This window comes from uncultured Neglectibacter sp. (genome assembly GCA_937958185.1).
In the GTDB taxonomy this organism is placed as follows: domain Bacteria; phylum Bacillota; class Clostridia; order Oscillospirales; family Acutalibacteraceae; genus Acutalibacter.
Genome location: CALFFN010000006.1, coordinates 63,047 through 80,971, shown reverse-complemented (window position 1 = coordinate 80,971; position 17,925 = coordinate 63,047). Strand labels below are relative to the sequence as shown.

The 17,925-nt window shown below is 56.0% G+C and carries 14 protein-coding genes; 12 read left to right on the top strand and 2 right to left on the bottom strand.

Features of this window, described 5'->3' with window-relative positions:
• Positions 1 to 483: 483 nt before the first annotated feature.
• Complete coding sequence (locus tag AB8996_RS02030) at positions 484 to 3,942, top strand: S-layer homology domain-containing protein (protein ID WP_369297306.1); 3,459 nt, start codon at positions 484 to 486, stop codon at positions 3,940 to 3,942.
• Between the two features lie 140 nt (positions 3,943 to 4,082).
• Here AB8996_RS02030 and AB8996_RS02025 read toward each other — a convergent pair whose 3' ends face one another.
• Both AB8996_RS02025 and AB8996_RS02020 read right to left on the bottom strand, forming a co-directional pair.
• Positions 4,083 to 4,337 carry a hypothetical protein gene (locus tag AB8996_RS02025; protein ID WP_369297305.1) on the bottom strand — a complete coding sequence of 85 codons (255 nt, stop codon included), beginning with the start codon at positions 4,335 to 4,337 and terminating at the stop codon, positions 4,083 to 4,085.
• 76 nt (positions 4,338 to 4,413) lie between these two features.
• Positions 4,414 to 4,827, bottom strand: a complete 414-nt coding sequence (locus AB8996_RS02020) for a BlaI/MecI/CopY family transcriptional regulator (RefSeq protein ID WP_369297304.1) — start codon at positions 4,825 to 4,827, stop codon at positions 4,414 to 4,416.
• Between the two features lie 257 nt (positions 4,828 to 5,084).
• Here AB8996_RS02020 and AB8996_RS02015 point away from each other — a divergent pair, with 257 nt between their 5' ends.
• From AB8996_RS02015 to AB8996_RS01965, 11 genes are all read left to right on the top strand, one after another.
• A complete protein-coding gene (locus AB8996_RS02015) occupies positions 5,085 to 6,110 on the top strand; it encodes a zinc-binding dehydrogenase (RefSeq protein ID WP_369297303.1) in 1,026 nt (341 codons plus the stop codon).
• A 45-nt stretch (positions 6,111 to 6,155) separates the two neighbouring features.
• On the top strand, positions 6,156 to 6,995 hold the full coding sequence (locus AB8996_RS02010; RefSeq protein WP_369297302.1) for a TrmH family RNA methyltransferase: 840 nt from the start codon (positions 6,156 to 6,158) through the stop codon (positions 6,993 to 6,995).
• Between the two features lie 31 nt (positions 6,996 to 7,026).
• A complete protein-coding gene (locus tag AB8996_RS02005) occupies positions 7,027 to 7,782 on the top strand; it encodes a sugar phosphate isomerase/epimerase family protein (RefSeq protein WP_369297301.1) in 756 nt (251 codons plus the stop codon).
• Between the two features lie 111 nt (positions 7,783 to 7,893).
• Positions 7,894 to 9,564, top strand: a complete 1,671-nt coding sequence (locus tag AB8996_RS02000) for a glycoside hydrolase family 2 protein (RefSeq protein ID WP_369297300.1) — start codon at positions 7,894 to 7,896, stop codon at positions 9,562 to 9,564.
• 186 nt (positions 9,565 to 9,750) lie between these two features.
• Complete coding sequence (locus AB8996_RS01995; protein ID WP_369297299.1) at positions 9,751 to 10,497, top strand: TrmH family RNA methyltransferase; 747 nt, start codon at positions 9,751 to 9,753, stop codon at positions 10,495 to 10,497.
• A complete protein-coding gene (locus AB8996_RS01990) occupies positions 10,494 to 11,423 on the top strand; it encodes a metallophosphoesterase (protein ID WP_369297298.1) in 930 nt (309 codons plus the stop codon). Before AB8996_RS01995 ends, AB8996_RS01990 begins: the two co-directional genes overlap by 4 nt.
• 44 nt (positions 11,424 to 11,467) lie before the next feature.
• Positions 11,468 to 12,418 carry an alpha/beta hydrolase gene (locus AB8996_RS01985; protein WP_369297297.1) on the top strand — a complete coding sequence of 317 codons (951 nt, stop codon included), beginning with the start codon at positions 11,468 to 11,470 and terminating at the stop codon, positions 12,416 to 12,418.
• Between the two features lie 225 nt (positions 12,419 to 12,643).
• Entirely contained in the window at positions 12,644 to 14,020 is a 1,377-nt protein-coding gene (locus tag AB8996_RS01980) for an MATE family efflux transporter (protein ID WP_369297296.1), read from the top strand.
• Between the two features lie 19 nt (positions 14,021 to 14,039).
• Complete coding sequence (locus tag AB8996_RS01975) at positions 14,040 to 15,419, top strand: MATE family efflux transporter (RefSeq protein ID WP_369297295.1); 1,380 nt, start codon at positions 14,040 to 14,042, stop codon at positions 15,417 to 15,419.
• Positions 15,420 to 15,573: 154 nt separating this feature from the next.
• Entirely contained in the window at positions 15,574 to 17,052 is a 1,479-nt protein-coding gene (locus AB8996_RS01970) for an L-fucose/L-arabinose isomerase family protein (protein WP_369297294.1), read from the top strand.
• Between the two features lie 222 nt (positions 17,053 to 17,274).
• Positions 17,275 to 17,829, top strand: a complete 555-nt coding sequence (locus AB8996_RS01965; protein ID WP_369297293.1) for a hypothetical protein — start codon at positions 17,275 to 17,277, stop codon at positions 17,827 to 17,829.
• The last annotated feature ends 96 nt before the right edge of the window (positions 17,830 to 17,925 follow it).

The window sequence follows — 17,925 nt, the reverse complement described above, 5'->3', positions numbered from 1 at the left end:
AAGGAACCATTAGAGGAAGGGCACTGACGGAGAAATCCGTGGAGCAAATATAAACACAAGAAACAGGAGGCAAGAAAGATGAGAGCAAGAAGACTAGTGTCATTGTTGCTTGCATTGTTGCTGATAGTGGGAATGGTCCCAATGGGAGCGTTGGCCGCGTCAGTAACAACAATTGACAAAGTAACAATAACATTAAAATCGACGGGGACGTTTGGGGCTCTGAAGAACCCGTTGACAGTTACGAATGAGTCGACAGGAGAGGATGAAACTATAACTGTAGACACCCTGGAGAAGTATGGGCAGTACACGACGGCTACAGCTTTGGGTACTTCTAACAGAGTATTCCCTGCCGCAGCGACTTTCCTTACCAGAATTGCCAACTATGAAGAAGTGCTTTCCACAAAGGCAGAGGAGAGCACGGTTGCAAAGGGAGAGCTCGTATACATCACTGTAAAGATGACCAGTGGTGAAGATATTGCTCCTATGACATGTATGGTAGAGTTCGATGGAGAGGCATTTGAGAAAGCAGGAGATATCATTCCGAACGCCTTGGCAAGGAACAGTGGAGCGACCAGCGGCACCGGCACGGTGGCTATTACGGCAGCGGATGCTGGAGCTTATGCAGGGAAGACGCTGGGCGGAACACTGCAGAATGGCATCAACTATTCTGCGTGGACAGAAGCTGGCGGAAAAGTCAAGTTCCTGTTTGGCTATTCTTATGCAGATAATAACCAGCAGAAGAGCGCAACGGGAACAGATTGGGATTATGTGATCCCCTTCCGTGCAAAGAAGACGGTCACGAGATCTGAATTTAAGGTTTCAACGTATACCACAGGCGGAACCAAGCTGGGCGGCGTTAGCGGAACAGGAAACGCTATTGCCGGTGGTATGCAGATCATGAAGAACGCTAATGCGAGTGGAAAGTGCCAGGATACTTATACCACTGCGGATAACGACGCAAATATCGAAGGTGTTTCCACTTTCGTCACCGTCACTTCCAACGATCCTGAAATCGACATCGTAGAGAAAACTCTGGATCCGGTGGCGGATCAAGAAGTTGTGGTAAGCATTTCCAAGAACGGCAAGTTCGCTTCTAACATTGCCGCAACTGATTTCAAAATCGTAGACAGCACAGGAAGCGCTGTACCCAGCGCACCTGCTGTTAAGATCAAGGGCACTGCGGCAGGAGCAAGCACCGCGACACTGCAGATCGCTGCTAACGACACCAACCTGGCTGCTAACACGAACTACAAGATCAAGGTAGATGCCAACAAGGTGCTGACCTCTGGCGGCGATCCCATGGATGAAAATCCGGCAACTAGCTACTTGACCTCCGCCAAGACCTTTAAGATCAAGCCCGCCATCACTGGCACGTCGACCATCTCTGGCACGGCAAAGTACGGCGAAACCCTGACCGCAACTCACAACACCAACGCTACTTCACCGAAATATCAGTGGTATCGTGGTACTACTAAAATTACAGGTGCTACCAACGCCACCTACAAGTTGACGCTGGCTGATGTTGACCAGACCATCAAGGTTGAGGTTACGGATACCGCTCTGTACGGTAAGGCAGAGTCCGCCGCTACTGCTGCGGTTGGAAAAATCACTCTGACCGCACCTGCTGCAGCAGGAATCACCAATGTTCCTGCGATTTTGCAGAATGCGACCGACAAGACCAAGACTGGAATTTACACCTTTGTTGCTGGTAACGGTATCATCAATAGCGATGTAGTTACCGTGTCTTACACCGCAACCTATGCCGATGTATCTACTGCTCAGGACGTTAATGATGTAAGCGTTGCGCTGGGTACTACATTGGCAGGCGCTGGCGCAAAGGGCTACACCTTTGCAGGCGCTACTGTGACCGGCGTAAAGGGCACAGTCAGCCCCGCTGGCTACGCTCTGCCCGCTACTACCACCGATGGCAAGACCATCACCTGGGGCAGCGGCAAGAACCATATCAGCACGCCCAGCGATACCTCCACAGGTACAATTACGCTGACTGCTGGCGAGAAGCTCACCGGCTTGACCGCTTCCGTTGGTACTGTGAGCATTACCGATGCTGACGCAGGTACCTTCACCTATACCGCTCCTGCCGGCGCTATCACTGGTCTGACAAATGTAACCTTCACCGCCAGCTCCGCAAGCGAGACGACGCTGACCGTTACGATTGCCGACAAGAACTATGACGGCACTAAGACCATCACCGACGACATGATTACCGTCACCGGCGGAGTTGCGGGTGCTGAGAAGGCAGATTTCGGTATTACCGCTTCCTATGCGGACGAAACAGCTGCTGACGGCAAGACCGCTACTATCACTGGCACTAAGACGGAAATCAAGGTTGGCGATACCACCTACAAGCTGCCTGCTACTACCACCGGCAACATCAAGCCCATCGACGCTGCTGTTTCCGTGAACACCGGCACTGGCAAGATCGCTTCCGACGCGACCATCGAGCAGGTCCTCACTGCGATCAAGGGCGCTGCCGTTACGGTGGCAGGCGTTGAGAAGACCCAGGGCACGGTAGGCGATTACTTCACCACCGATTCCAAGATTTCCGACGCCATCAAGGCAGCGTATCCCGCTGTGTACACCGCAGCCGATCCCGGCAAGCAGCCTTCTACGGAAACGCTGACTAACACCGATGCAGAGGTTCAGGCTGCCGATGAGCTGGTCAAGGGCACCAAGTTTATCCTGCCTGCTGACGCGACTGTGGGCGGCGCAGCCTTGACCGAGGGCGAGTCCAACGGTTTGAGGATCACCAAGGCTGCCGACACTGGTCTGTTCACCGTTGAAGTGACCGGCGACGTGACCGACGCTGTGGAAATCAAGTTCAACAGCGACGCCAATAAGCTGACGATTCCCGCTGGGAAGACCACTATCGATCCTGTGGAAGCTACCGAAGAGGGCTGGGACTTCAGCAGCCTGGCTGGTTCGAGCATTGAGATCGAGTTGGATCTGAGCACTGCCGATGTGACCACCGGCGTTCTGTTCACCAACGTGGCAAACGCTTCTTCCAAGAAGCTGGCTGTTACCGCTCCCATCAACCGCAAGGGCGTACCCGCTTCCAGCGGCGTAAGCTTCGATACCCTGGGCTTCGGCAAGGCGGAATATGACACCGCTGACCTGAACAGCGACAATAAGCTGGACGCACTGCCCAAGGTAACACCCAAGGTTGGTCTGGAGTTCCGTGGCTGGTCTACCGACGGCACCGAGGCTCACCTCGTGACCGCTGAGACCTACAAGCCCGATGCTGAGGGCGAAAACACCCTGACCGCTGTCTTCCGCGGCTACATGGTCGGTAACGAAAAGAGTGAGGTAAGACCCACCGCGAACATTACCCGTAAGGAACTGGCAAAGGTACTGGTGATTGCAGCCGGCGTCTATGACAAGGATGTGGATTACACCAAGGATCCTGCCAACCTGTTCCCGGATATGCCTCACGATGGCTGGTCCGACAACTACGTTGCCTGCGCGAAGAAGAACGGCATTATGAAGGGCAACGATCTGGGTAAGGGTACGCCTAACGCCCAGATTACCCGTGAAGAAGCCGCTGCGATGATCGCCCGTGTCTTTGGTGTGAAGACCTCCACCACCGACACCACCGATAAGGTCAACGACTTCGATAAGGTTTCCGGCTGGGCGAAGGAGTACGTTGCTGCCCTGTGCAACAACGGCACCATCAACGGCAAGCCCGATGGCTCTTTCAGCGGCAAGATGAACATTCAGCGCGCTGAGGCTGCCAAGATGACCAACATCTACCTGGGCCTGGACGACGCCAAGAAGGAAGCCATCAAGGGAGACAGCTCCATCAAGAATCCGTTCCCGGATCTGAAGGGCGACGCTATGTGGGCTTACTCCGACCTGATGTTCGCTTCCAAGAGTGTTCCTGCCACCTTCTACTCTGACAAGATCACTGTTCCCGAGGCGAAATAAGGAACAAAAATAATGGCGCCTGTAGATTGCAGGACTGCCTGAAGTAAGGAAAGGCTCGTGCGAAAGCACGAGCCTTTTCCGTTTTGGAAAGCAGGTTTCAGAAAAAAGAGGAAAACCCGGCGGCGGAAAAGCCGGATATCTCAAACGGGACACAGGGTCCCAGCCCCATAAGAAGGCAATACAAAAAGAAAAATCCCCGGCGGGAAGCCCGCCGGGGCGTTTTTTGCAAAACCATAGTTGCCGCAGCGCGGCACTTTATTGAATCGGGAGCCATTATGCCCCCGGTTTTGCAAGAAAACAACATCTCCAAAAGAAAGCTGTGGGAACATTCCATTCGGAAAAGCAATTTCAGAAACAAAGGCTTGCCCCCGAAGGCTTTTCCAAACGACCCACAAAGCAAAAGAACAGGAGCGGCAATTTTGATTTGATAAGGAAGCCGCCCCAGGCTGCCCGCAGCAGCCGAAGAAGGAATTATTTTCCCTTCTTCTTTGACTCAAGCACCCGGATCATTTCATCCAGATCAGACGAAGTAGTGCGGTTGTCAACGATCGCAGCCGCCATGCGGCTGGGTACGGCAACGCCCTCGGCCCTTGCCTGGATAGCGGCGATCTCGATCTGCATGATCGCGTAGTCCTCACGGGTAATTGCGGGGGCAAAGGTGCGCCCCAGCTTACGGGAATTCAGGTAGAGACCTGCCACCTCCACCGCGCCTTTGTCAAGCAGAGAGTTGACAAGAATGTGAATGGAATTGGGTTTCCAGGAACACTTCGCCTTAGAGGCTGCTTCCAGAATTTCAGAGCGTGCCATCGGAGCTTCGGCGTTCCAGAAAAGGTTCATCAGTTCCTTTTCCTTTTTGGATAATGTGAAACGTGTCGAATTTGCCATGTGATTCACCTCCTTTGCAAAACCTATAAAATATGGGAATTGAGATAGAGCTAGTATAATAACTTCTCCTAAAAAAGTCAATGTCTTTTATGGAGAAACATTTGAGCAAAATTGAATATCAATTCAATTTTTATTTTAGGAATTTGGTTAGGGAAAACACTTGACACCGCCGGAAAAATGCTTCATAGTTAGAAAAAGAGAAAGGGCGGCGCGGGAAATAAAAAACGGTTTTGCTGCCCATAAGGGAGGAAAATGATATGTTGCAGCAGGTGATGACCGAACCGGGAAAGATCGAGTTCCGCGAGGTGCCCACCCCGGAGCCGAAAGAAGGGGAGGTCCTCATTAAAATCATGGAGATCGGCGTATGCGGCTCGGATATCCATGTGTACCACGGCGAGCACCCTTTTACCAGCTACCCCGTGACCCAGGGGCACGAGGTTTCCGGCTTGGTGGAAAAGCTGGGCGCTGGCGTCAGCGAATTATCCGTTGGGCAGAAGGTGACCATTCAGCCCCAGGTGGTATGCGGGGAATGCTACCCCTGCCGCCACGGGAAGTATAATCTCTGCGAAAAGCTGAAGGTCATGGGCTTCCAGACCACCGGCGTAGCGTCCCAGTATTTCGCGGTGGACGCGGAAAAGGTGACGCCCCTGTCGGAAAGCATGAGCCTGGAGGAGGGCGCGATGATCGAGCCGCTGGCGGTGGCGGTCCACGCGGTTCGCCGGGCAGGCGATGTGACCGGGCAGGACATTTGCGTGCTGGGTGCGGGACCCATCGGCATTCTGGTGGCGCAGACCGCGAAAGGCATGGGCGCAAAGCGGGTGATGATCACCGATATCAGTGATATCCGGCTGAAAAAGGCGGCGGAATGCGGTGTGGATTTCTGCGTGAATACCAAAGAAAAGGATTTCGGCAAGGCGCTGACCGGGAATTTCGGACCTGACAAAGCCGACGTGATCTATGACTGCGCCGGAAACGATATCACCATGGGGCAGGCGATCCAGTACGCCAGAAAGGGCAGCACCATTATCCTGGTGGCGGTGTTTGCGGGCATGGCGAAGGTGGACCTGGCCGTGCTGAACGACCACGAGCTGGACCTGAACACGTCCATGATGTACCGCACGGAGGACTACCAGACCGCCATTGAGCTGGCAGACAGCGGCAAAGTGCAGCTGAAGCCCCTGATTTCCCAGCGGTTCCCCTTCCGCCAGTACCTGGACGCCTACCAGTATATCGACGCGAACCGGGAAACCACCATGAAGGTGCTGATCGACGTGCAAAAGTAAGACCTGGCAATTTTGCAGGCTGGGCGGCAGGAGGGGACGGAGGAAATGAAAAGCAGGCAGATACTCAGCAAAAACGCGGATTACCAGAAATTTGAAGTGCTGAAAACCAATCGGAACAGGCGCTACAAATATGGGGAATTTTTTGTGGAGGGCGTTCGGAACCTGAACGAAGCCGTGAAAAACGGCTGGGAGATATCCTCCTTTCTCTATGCCCCGGAGCGCCCGCTGTCCAACTGGGCGGCGGAAATGCTGGGAAAGGTGAAAACACAGGTGAACTTCCAGCTTTCCCCGGCGCTGATGGCGGAGCTCAGCGGGAAAGAGGATACCTCAGAATTGATGGCGGTGGTGAAAATGCGGGAGGACGATATCTCCCGGCTCACCGCCCCGCTGAAAGGGAGCGGAAAAACCCCGCTGTTCCTGCTGTTTGACCGCGCCTCCAACCGGGGCAATTTGGGGACGATCCTGCGCTCCTGCGACGCTTTGGGCGCGGACGGGCTCATTTTGACCGGGCACGGGGTGGACCTGTACGACCCCGAGGTGGTGGGCGCGTCCATGGGCTCCTTTTTCCATGTGCCTGCCGTGCGAGTGGCGGATAACGGCACGGTGTTCCGTTTCCTGACGGAGATGAAGGAGAAATATCCGGGTTTCCTCGCCATAGGAACCACCGCCCATAAGCAGCACGTGCTGTATGAGCAGGACCTGACCCGTCCGCTGCTGCTGATGGTGGGCAATGAGACAGACGGGCTGTGCCATGCCTTCAAGGAGGCCTGCGATATGCTGTGCACCATTCCCATGGCGGAAACATCCTCAGCGTCCTCGTTCAATGTCGCCTGTGCCGCCACGGTCATGCTGTATGAGGCAGCGCGGCAGCGGGCGGAGCAATAAAGTAATATAAAAGAGAAACGGAGAGATCATCATGAAATTAGGCGCGCAGCTTTTTACCCTGCGGGACTACACCCAGACCGCGAAAGACCTTGACTATTCCCTGGGCAGAGTGAAAGAAATGGGCTACCAGACGGTACAGATTTCCGCCATTGGACCGATCCCGGCGGAAAAAGTGCGGGAGCTTTGCGACAAGCACGGCTTGGAGATCGTGCTGACCCACACCGACCCCAACCGCATTTTGAACGATACGGAAGCAGTCATTCGGGAGCATGACGTGATGGGCTGCAAGTATATCGGGATCGGCATGATGCCGAAAAAATACTGCTCCCCGGAATGGCTGTGGCATTTTGCGGAGGACTACAGGGAGCCGGCAAAGAAAATTGCCGCCGCCGGGAAGCTGCTGATGTACCACAACCACAATATTGAATTTCAGAAATTTAATGGCAGGCTGGTGCTGAATACCCTGCTGGAAAGCTTTGCCCCGGAGGAGCTGGGCTTTACCCTGGACACCTATTGGGTGCAGATGGGCGGAGCGGACGTGTGCGAGTGGCTCACAAAGCTGAAAGGGCGCACCCCCTGCGTGCACCTGAAGGATATGGCTGTCCGCGGCTGGGACGCCGTCATGGCGCCCGTCATGGAAGGGAACCTGAACTTCCCGAAAATTCTCCGCACCATGGAAGAGCTGGGCGGCGTGGAGCACATTCTGGTGGAGCAGGATATCTGCGAGGGCAGCCCCTTTGACTGCCTGAAGACCAGCTACGATAACCTCCATAGGCTGGGCTATTGAGCGCGCCTGCGGCATATCGGCAAAAAATACCGGCAAAAAGGGTGAAAAGCCCTGTTTGGAAAAAATTTTTTGGGCAACCCGGGGAAAGCCCCGGGAGAGAGGAAATCTATCATGACAAATAACATTCCAAGGGCGGAATATCCCCGCCCGCAGCTGGTTCGGCAGGACTGGCTGAACCTCAACGGAACATGGGAATTTGAGATCGACCACGGCGTGACCGGGCGGGAAAGGAAATTGCAGGAAGCGGCGCATCTTTCCGGCAGCATCACCGTGCCCTTCTGCCCGGAGAGCGAGCTTTCCGGCGTGGGGTATAAGGACTTTATGGCGGCCGTGTGGTACAAGAAGGAGGTCGAGCTTCCTCAGTCCTTTGCCGGCAAGCGGGTGCTGTTCCATATGGGCGCCTGCGATTATGAAACGGAGGTCTTCGTCAACGGGAAGCCGGCGGGCGTCCATATCGGGGGCTACTGCTCCTTTGCCTTTGACGTGACGGAGCTTTTGGTGCCCGGCAAGAACGTGTTCACCGTTTTTGCCAGGGACGACACGCGCAGCGGGGAGCAGCCGCTGGGCAAGCAGAGCACGGACTTCTATTCCGCCGGGTGCTTCTACACCCGCACCACCGGCATCTGGCAGACCGTGTGGCTGGAGGCCGTCCCCCAGACCTACATTTCCCTCACCAGGTACCGCACCTCCCTGGACGGCACGGTGGGGCTGGAGATCCATGTGAAGGGCGGCGAAGGCAAGGAAGTAAAAGCCCAGGCGAGCTGGCAGGGAAGCCCTGTGGCAGCTTGTACCGGGACCGTTCGGGGCGAGATCGCGAACCTTACTTTGCACATCGACCAGCCCCACCTCTGGGACGCGGGGCAGCCCAACCTTTACGACCTGACCCTGACGGTGGGCGAGGACAGCGTGGAAAGCTATTTCGGCATTCGCGAGATCGTCTATGAGGATCACAAGCTCAAGCTGAACGGCAAGCCTGTGTTCCAGCGGCTGGTTCTGGATCAGGGCTTCTATCCCGATGGAATTTACACCGCCCCCACCGACGGCGAGTTAAAGGCGGATATCCAGCGCAGCCTGGACTGCGGCTTCAACGGCGCACGGCTCCATGAGAAAATTTTTGAGGAGCGCTTTCTCTATCACTGTGACGCCATGGGCTATCTGGTCTGGGGCGAGTTCCCCAACTGGGGGTTGGATATTTCCCGCGCCACCGCGTGGAAAGCGGCGGTCCCGGAATGGCTGGACGAGATGAACCGGGACTACAACCACCCCGCCATCGTAGGCTGGTGCCCCTTTAATGAGACCCAGGAGAACCAGGACCCCGTGCTCATCAAGGCTGTGTGCGATGTGACAAGAGCCGCCGACCCCACCCGCCCCATTGTGGATTGCAGTGGCTGGCACCACGTGAAGGGCGCTTATGACGTCTGCGACTGCCACGATTATGAACAGGACCCCGCCGCCTTTGCGAAAAGCATTCAAAAGCGGCAGGAGACCGACCCGGACATGACCTTTGTCAGCGAATACGGCGGCATCTGGTGGTGCACCGAAGCGGACAAGGAGGGCTGGGGCTATGGTCAGCGGGTGCGCACCAAGGAGGAATTTATGGCGCGCTACAAGGGGTTGACCGAAGCGCTGCTCCAGAACCCGGAGATATGCGCGTTCTGTTATACCCAGCTGACCGATGTGGAATTTGAATTGAACGGCATGTATACCTATGACCGTGTCCCCAAATTTGACATGGCTGAAATCGCGAAAATCAACCGCCAAAAAGCGGCTATCGAGGAATAAGACCGTATCGGAAGCAGAGAAAAAGCCGTCGCTGAAAAAATTCAGCGGCGGCTTTTGTGCAAAAAATGATTTTCGGCAGCATTTCCGGAAAATGCTGCGGGAAAAGGAAAAGTCAGGAATGGGGGTTGGAATTTTTCGCGGAAAAGAGTAAAATGAGGGAAAACGGAGCGTAAGGGGGCGGCGCCTGTGGAGCAGAACAAAGAACTGCCGAAAAAATATAAAAAAGAATTTTCCCATTCCTACACGCTGGGACCTTTTCCCACCTTTGAGCTGCTGCTGCACCGCCCGGAGCGGGCAAAGGCGGTCTATTATGACGACAGCTTCCGGGAGAAGGAAAAGCTTCAGGCGCTGTGCCGGAGCGCAAACGTGCCCTGCCTGTGTAGCAGGCGCGCGCTGGACAGGATTTCACAGAAGGAAATCTGCTATGCCGCCGGGGAGTTTGAAAAATATCCGGGCGCTCTGCGGGCAGGTGCGCCCCACGTGGCGCTGGTAGAGCCTGCCGACATGGGAAATCTGGGGACGATCCAGAGAACACTGCTAGGCTTTGGCATTCGGGACCTTGCGATCATCGGGCAGTCCGCCGCAGATGTGTGGAACCCAAAGGCGGTGCGGGCGTCCATGGGGGCGCTGTTCCAGCTGGAAATCGAGACATTCCCGGATTTCCCGGCATATCTTGCAAAATTCGGGGAGGGCAGGAGCATTTTCCCCTTTATGCTGGACGGCGGCACTGTGCTGACCCCGGAAAGCTGCCCGAAAGCGGAGCGTTACACCCTGGTGTTCGGCAACGAGGCAAGCGGGCTTCCCCCGGAATTTCAGACTTACGGGCAGAGCCTGTTCATCGCCCAGACCGACGCAGTGGATTCCCTGAATCTGGCGGTATCCGTGGCGGTGGGGGCATACCTGTTCACCCAGAGGAACGGGGGGATTTTATGAGCGGGAAGCTGGAAATTGCCGTGCTGGCAGACGTTCACGGCAACTATTTGGCGCTGAAAGCCTGTCTGGACTGTGCCCGCCGCCGGGGGATCCGGCATTTCCTGTTTTTAGGGGATTACATCACCGACCACGCCTACCCCCAGAGGGTGCTGGAGCAGCTTTATGAGATAAAAAGCCGCTATGACTGCCGGTTTATCCGGGGCAACCGGGAGGAATACATGATCGGCTACCGGGCAAACGGTGAAAAGCAGGGGGACGGCATGCCCTGGACGGACTGCTCCGCGCAGGGCGCGCTGCTTTCCTGCTATGAAAATTTGAAGCCGCAGGATATCGACTGGTTTGAAAACCTGCCGGTTTCCGGGCGCTGGCAGATAGAGGGCGCGCCGCCCCTTACCTACTGCCACGGCTCGCCTGCCCGGACAAAAGCCAGAATCGCCAACGACCCTGCGGAGCTGGAGCAGATGGCGTCCCTGTCAGAGGGATTTCTCATTGCCGGGCACACCCATCGGTTCCGGCGGTTCTGGGTTCAGGGAAAGCAGATCGTCTGCGCGGGCTCTGTGGGGATACCCACCGCGAACCGCAGCAGGAGAAGCGGACCGAAAGCGGGGGAATCTGCTAAAATCGCCCAAATGGTGCTCCTGCGCCCCGTGCAGGGGACATGGAGGGCGGAGCTTCTGTGCATTCCCTACGACTGGCAGGGGGCAATCGACAATCTGGAAACCTCCGGGCTGACCCGAAGGGCGCCGGTGTGGGCGGCGATGCTGCGCCATGCGGTGCTGACCGGGGAGGACCCCTTTGGGGCGGTTCCCGAACGGGCGGCGGAGCTGTACCGGGAGGAAGCGGGGAAGCAGGCCGGCTGGGCGCAGGTGCCGGAGAAATACTGGCGCAGGGCGGCAGGGGAATTCGGCATAGAGCTGTGGGAGTAATTTCCCTGAAAAATCAGGAGAATTTTTATAAAGGAGAGACTGTTATGTGGCTTTGGATTCTGGCGGCAGTGCTTCTGGTGCTGGTTGCCGCCCTGTTCGGCGCGGCGCGGTATCTGTTCCAAGTCTCCGTGGCGCGGGCGGAAAAGGAGGGCACGGGAGAGGAATACGAAAACGACAGCAATTCTATCTGGAACCCCTTTGCCCAGCGCATGAAAGCGGCGCAGCAGTGGATCCGGGACCATACGGCGGAGACCATGACCATCACCTCTCATGACGGTCTGCGCCTTGCCGCCCTGTACCTTCCGGCGGAAGTGGAAAAGCCCAGGGGCGTCGTGCTGGCGTTTCACGGCTACCGCTCCCTTGCCACGGTGGATTTCGCGCTGGAAGCGGAATTTTTCCACACTCTGGGCTACCGGGTGGTGCTGCCCTATCAGCGTTCCCACGGGCTCAGCCAGGGGAAATATATCACCTACGGCGTAAAGGAGCGGTTCGACTGCCGGGACTGGGCGGATTACCTTGCCAAGCGCTTTCCCGGAGAGGACATTTTCCTCATGGGCATTTCCATGGGGTCGGCAACAGTGATGATGGCGTCGGAGCTGAAGCTGCCCGGCTGTGTCCGCGGTATCGTAGCGGACTGCGGCTTTACCTCCCCGGCGGCGATCATGGCGCACGTTGCCCGGAAGGATTATAAGTTTCCTGCGTTCCCTCTTTTGAACGCCGTGGATTTGATCGCCCGCGTCAGGGCAGGGTTCAGCCTGCATGGGGCGGATTCCCGAAAGGCGCTGGCGAACACAAAGCTGCCGGTGCTGTTCCTCCATGGGGAAGCGGACGACTTTGTCCCCGTTTCCATGACGGAGGAGAATTTCGCCGCCTGCAGGGGAGAAAAGGAAAAGTACCTTGTGCCCGGCGCCGCCCATGCCCAGAGCTTTGCGGTGGATACGGCGGGGTGTGAGGAGAAGATACAGGCATTTTTGGAGAGCCACAGCATGAAGTGAATTTTCCCAAAGTGAATTTTTCAAAAAAGCGGGAAAGCCTGTTGCAAACGGAGAAAAACCGTGATAAAATGGGCAGTATTCGGCTGTAAGCGGCGGAAGCGGAGCCGGGTTTTGCTTCCGCTGCTTTTTACTCTTTTTCCCCGTTGCAGGAAAAAAGAAAGGGATAGAGACGGCATACGCGAAAGCAGTTTTTCGAAAAAATCGGTTTTAGAAAGGAAGCGTTTCATGGCACAGCGGATTCGTAATATGACGGAGGGCTCGCCTGTCCGCCTGCTGCTCTCCTTTGCCCTGCCCCTGATGGCAGGCAATGTGTTCCAGCAGCTGTATACTGTGGTGGACACGGCGGTGGTAGGGCAGGTGGTAGGCGTGCAGGCGCTTGCCGCCGTCGGCGCGGCGGACTGGCTGAACTGGATGGTGCTGGGCATCGTCCAGGGGATCACCCAGGGCTTTTCCATTCTGATGGCGCAGTATTTTGGGGCGGGGGACCACCGGGAGTTGTCCCGGTCGGTAGGCGCGTCCCTGACGCTGTGCGCGGTTTCCGCGGCGCTGATTTTGCTTGTGAGCCAGCTTTTGTCCGCGCCGGTGCTGCGGCTGCTGAACACCCCGGACGACATCATGCCGGACGCTTTGCTTTATCTGCGCATTATCTTTGCCGGAATACCCATCATTACAGCCTATAATTTCCTCGCCGCCATTCTGCGGGCGCTGGGCGACAGCAAAACGCCGCTGTATGCCATGATCGTGGCGGCGCTTATCAATGTGGGGCTGGATCTGCTGTTCGTCATGGGCTTCCATTGGGGCGTGGGCGGCGCGGCAGCCGCCACCGTGATCGCGCAGGTGTTCTCCGGCATATACTGTTTCCTGAACGTGCGGAAGGTCACGGTCATCAGGCTGGAAAGGAAGGACCTCCTTCCCACCCGGAAAATGACCGCGTCCCTTTTGAAGCTGGGCACGCCCGTCGCCACGCAAAACGCCATTATTTCCGTGGGCGGCATGGTGGTGCAGTCCGTCATCAATCGGTACGGAATGCTGTTCATCGCAGGTTTTACCGCCACCAACAAGCTCTATGGCATCTTGGAAATTGCCGCCACCTCTTACGGGTACGCGGTCACGTCCTACGTGGGGCAGAATTTGGGGGGAAAGCTGTTAAAGCGGATTAAGCAGGGAATGCGCTCCGCCGTGGTGATCGCGCTGGTCACCTCCGCGGTGATCGCCGCCTGTATGCTGCTGTTCGGCAGGTTTTTCCTGGGAATGTTTATCTCCGGCTCGCCGGAGGAGGTGGAAGTCTCCATGCAGATCGGCTACCACTATCTGGCAATCATGAGCGTCTGCCTGCCCATTCTCTATCTGCTGCACATTTACCGCTCCGCCCTGATGGGGCTGGGGGACACGGTGATCCCCATGGCTTCGGGCTTTATGGAAATGGCAATGCGTATCGGCGTGGCGCTGCTGCTGCCGCTGGTCCTGGGGCAGGAGGGTATTTTCTACGCGGAGGTCGGCGCATGGCTGGGGGCGGCGGTGCTGCTGGTGATCTCTTACTATATTCGCATTCATCGGCTTTCCGCCCGGAAGGACTGGGTGGGAAGCGAGTCAAAAAACTGAGGAAAGGGGAAGAAAGACAATGGCAGTGAAAACAAAGGAAAACGGGATCATCGAGGGCGTTATCTGGCGGCAGCTGCTGGGCTTCTTTTTCCCCATTTTGATCGGCACGTTTTTCCAGCAGCTTTACAATACGGTGGATACCGTCATTGTGGGGCAGTATGTGGGCAAGGAAGCGCTGGCCGCCGTGGGCACCACCGGCACGCTGATAAACCTCCTTGTCGGTTTTTTCGTGGGGCTTGCCTCCGGCGCCACGGTCATCATCTCCCAGTTTTACGGCGGCGGGGACGCGAAAAACGTATCCAAAGCTGTGCACACCTCCATGGCGCTGGCGCTGTCCGGCGGGGTGGTCCTCACGGTGGCGGGCTTGCTCACCTCTCAGCCGGCGCTGCGGCTTTTAGGCGTTCCTGCGGACATCATGGACGGGGCGACCACCTATATCAACGTCTACTATGCCGGCATTATTGCCTGCCTGATCTACAATGTGGGCACCGGCATTCTCCGGGCAATAGGCGACTCTAAAATGCCCCTTTACGTGCTGATGGCATGCTGTCTTGTGAACATCGTGCTGGACCTGCTGTTCGTGGTGGCGTTCCACTGGGATGTATTCGGCGTAGCGCTTGCCACGGTGCTGTCCCAGGTGGTCAGCGCCGTGCTGGTCATGCTGCGGCTGCTGCTGACGAGGGATTCCTACCGGGTGGAAATTAAGCGGATCCGCTTCCACCGGGACATTTTCAAAAGCGTGCTGCGCATCGGCTTGCCCTCCGGGGCGCAGTCGGTGCTGTATTCCATTTCCAATCTGCTGATCCAGGCGTCCATCAACTCCTTTGGCACAGACGCCATTGCCGCGTGGGCGGCTATCGGGAAAATCGACGGCTTTATCTGGATGGTTATGGGCGCGTTCGGCATTTCCATCACCACCTTCGCGGGGCAGAATTTCGGCGCGGGAAAGTATGACCGGGTGCGCCGGGGCACCAGGGTATGCCTTGGTATGGCGCTGGGCTCTACCATTGCCCTTTCCGCCGTGGTCTTTTTCTTCGGCGGCTCGCTGCTGAATTTCTTTACAACGGACAAAACGGTGGTTTCCATCGGGCAGGACTTTTTCTATGTGCTTGCCCCCTCGTACTTTACCTATGTGTTTATCGAAATTTTATCCGGCACGATCCGGGGCGCGGGGGAAGCGCTGCAGCCCATGCTCATCACCTGCTTCGGCGTGTGTGGGCTGCGCATTCTCTGGATTTTCCTCGCCGTGCCGCTAAATCACACCATGCAGATGGTCGCCTTGAATTACCCGGTCACGTGGGTGGTGACCTCCCTGGTGTTCCTCGTTTACTATCTGCGCATGAACTGGCTCAGGCGCTGTATCGCGCGGAAAAACCCGGCGGAAGCGGCGGCGGGGTAAGGGCTTTCTGAAAAAACTTACAAAAAGCATGAGAAACCGGGAACCGCTTTGTGGTTCCCGGTTGATTTTTTTCCAAATATCCAGTATGATAAAGAAAAGCTGTGCCCGGCGCAGCTGTTCGGAAAATCTATTACAAGAATCGGGAGGAATCGCTATGAATAACATACCAGAAGTAAAGGTCGGCGTGGTCGCCGTATCCCGGGACTGTTTCCCGGAGAGCCTGTCCGTCAACCGCCGGAAAGCGCTGATGGCTGCCTATGAAAAGAAGTACGGCGGGGAGGGCGTGTACGAGTGCCCCATCTGCATTGTGGAGTCTGAAATTCACATGGTGCAGGCGCTGGAGGACGTGAAAAAGGCGGGCTGCAACGCACTGGTGGTCTACCTGGGCAACTTCGGACCCGAAATTTCCGAGACCCTGCTGGCAAAGCATTTTGACGGACCCGCCATGTTCATCGCCGCCGCGGAGGAAAGCGGGGACGACCTGGTGGGCGGCAGAGGAGACGCCTACTGCGGAATGCTGAACGCCAGCTACAATTTGAAGCTTCGGGAGATCAAAGCCTATATCCCCGAAAACCCGGTGGGGGACGCGGAGGAGTGCGCCGACCGCATTCACGAGTTCCTTCCCATTGCCAGAGCCGTTGTGGGTCTGCGGGACCTGAAGATCATCAGCTTTGGTCCCCGCCCGCTGAATTTCCTCGCCTGCAATGCCCCCATCAAGCGGCTGTACGATCTGGGCGTGGAGATCGAGGAAAACTCCGAGCTGGACTTGTTTGAAGCTTTCCATCAGCATGACGGCGACCCCAGGATCGCCGAGGTGAAAGCCGACATGGAGCGGGAGCTGGGCGAGGGCAACCAGAAGCCGGAAATCCTCACAAAGCTGGCGCAGTATGAGATCACCCTGCTGGACTGGATCGAAGCCCACCGGGGCTATCGGAAGTACGTGACCCTGACCACCAAATGCTGGCCCGCGTTCCAGACCCAGTTCGGCTTTGTGCCCTGCTATGTGAATTCCCGGCTGACCGGGCGGGGGATACCCGTTTCCTGCGAGGTGGATATTTACGGCACGCTCAGCGAGTTTATCGGCGCCTGCGTTTCCGGGGATATCGTTACCCTGCTGGATATCAACAACACCGTGCCCAAGGATATGTTCGCAAGCGAAATCCAGGGCAAGTTCCCCTATGCCCAGTCCGACACCTTTATGGGCTTCCACTGCGGCAACACCTGCTCCAAGAAGATTTGCAAGCCCACCATGAAGTATCAGATGATTATGGCGCGCACCCTGCCTGAGGAGGTCACCCAGGGCACGCTGGAGGGGGACATTGTCCCCGGAGATATCACCTTCTTCCGGCTGCAAAGCACGGCGGACAGCATTCTGCGGGCATACGTGGCGGAGGGCGAGGTCCTGCCCGTTGCCACAAAGTCCTTTGGCGGCATCGGCGTGTTTGCCATTCCCGAAATGGGGCGCTTCTATCGCCATGTGCTGATCGAGAAGAACTATCCCCATCACGGCGCGGTGGCGTTTGGCCACCACGGCAAGGCGCTGTTCGAGGTATTTAAGTTCCTGGGCGTGGCGGATATCGGCTTCAACCAGCCCAAGGGAATGCTGTACCCCGGCGAGAATCCATTCTGCTGAGAAAAATAACAGTAAAACCGAACCCCCGAGGCTTCCCGCTTCGGGGGTTTTGTGTTTGGTCTGTTTTGAGCAGGTTCGTCCGGAGAAAGGGAAATGTTCCTGCCGAAAATCTTTGATTTTTGAGTTCCTTCTTGACTAAATATCAAACTGTAAGAAAAGGCTGACTAAACCTTGACATTTGGGAATCGCATATTATAATTTTAGAAAAGGAGTGTATGGAATATGGCAAATATCATTTATGCATGTGTGTGCCCTTCCTGTGCTGCCATTAAGGGAGTTATGGGTGATGAAAATGGAAATCTCACCAGTAATAACCCTTTTTGCTCTAAATGCGGTGTTCGGTTTATTAACACGAAAGTACCCGTTCTTGAGTATGCGCGAATGGAGAACGATAAACGCAATATTTGGGAAGCGGAAATTCGTGAAAAATATGCACCTAGTTACAAACAAAGATTAGAGCAGGAACAAACAACTGCTCTTGAAGAACCTTCTGTACAAGAACACCCTTTCAAAAATGCTTTGAAAAAGATTTTGTTACTTTTTCTCTATTTCTTTTTCCATGGGCTCGCCAGTTCAGATAACGAGGATGATGAAGAGCATTTTGTGACTCTTGATAGCTCTAATTATTGCGGTCATTCACATAGGAACAGGGCAGGTAATAGTAGCTCTATCAGATTTTCACATGGAGGAAGTGTGCATAAACATAATGGCAGCAGTTCGGGCAACTTTTCTTCTGGCGGTGGTTCGCGCGGCGGCGGAGCCGGAAGAAGGAAATAATTCGATTACTGAAGCACCCTGTCCGGGTGCTTTTCTTTTGCCTCTCTGACCCTCAGGCAGGGAGTCGCAAGAGAGGTGTTTCCCGCCACTTATCGC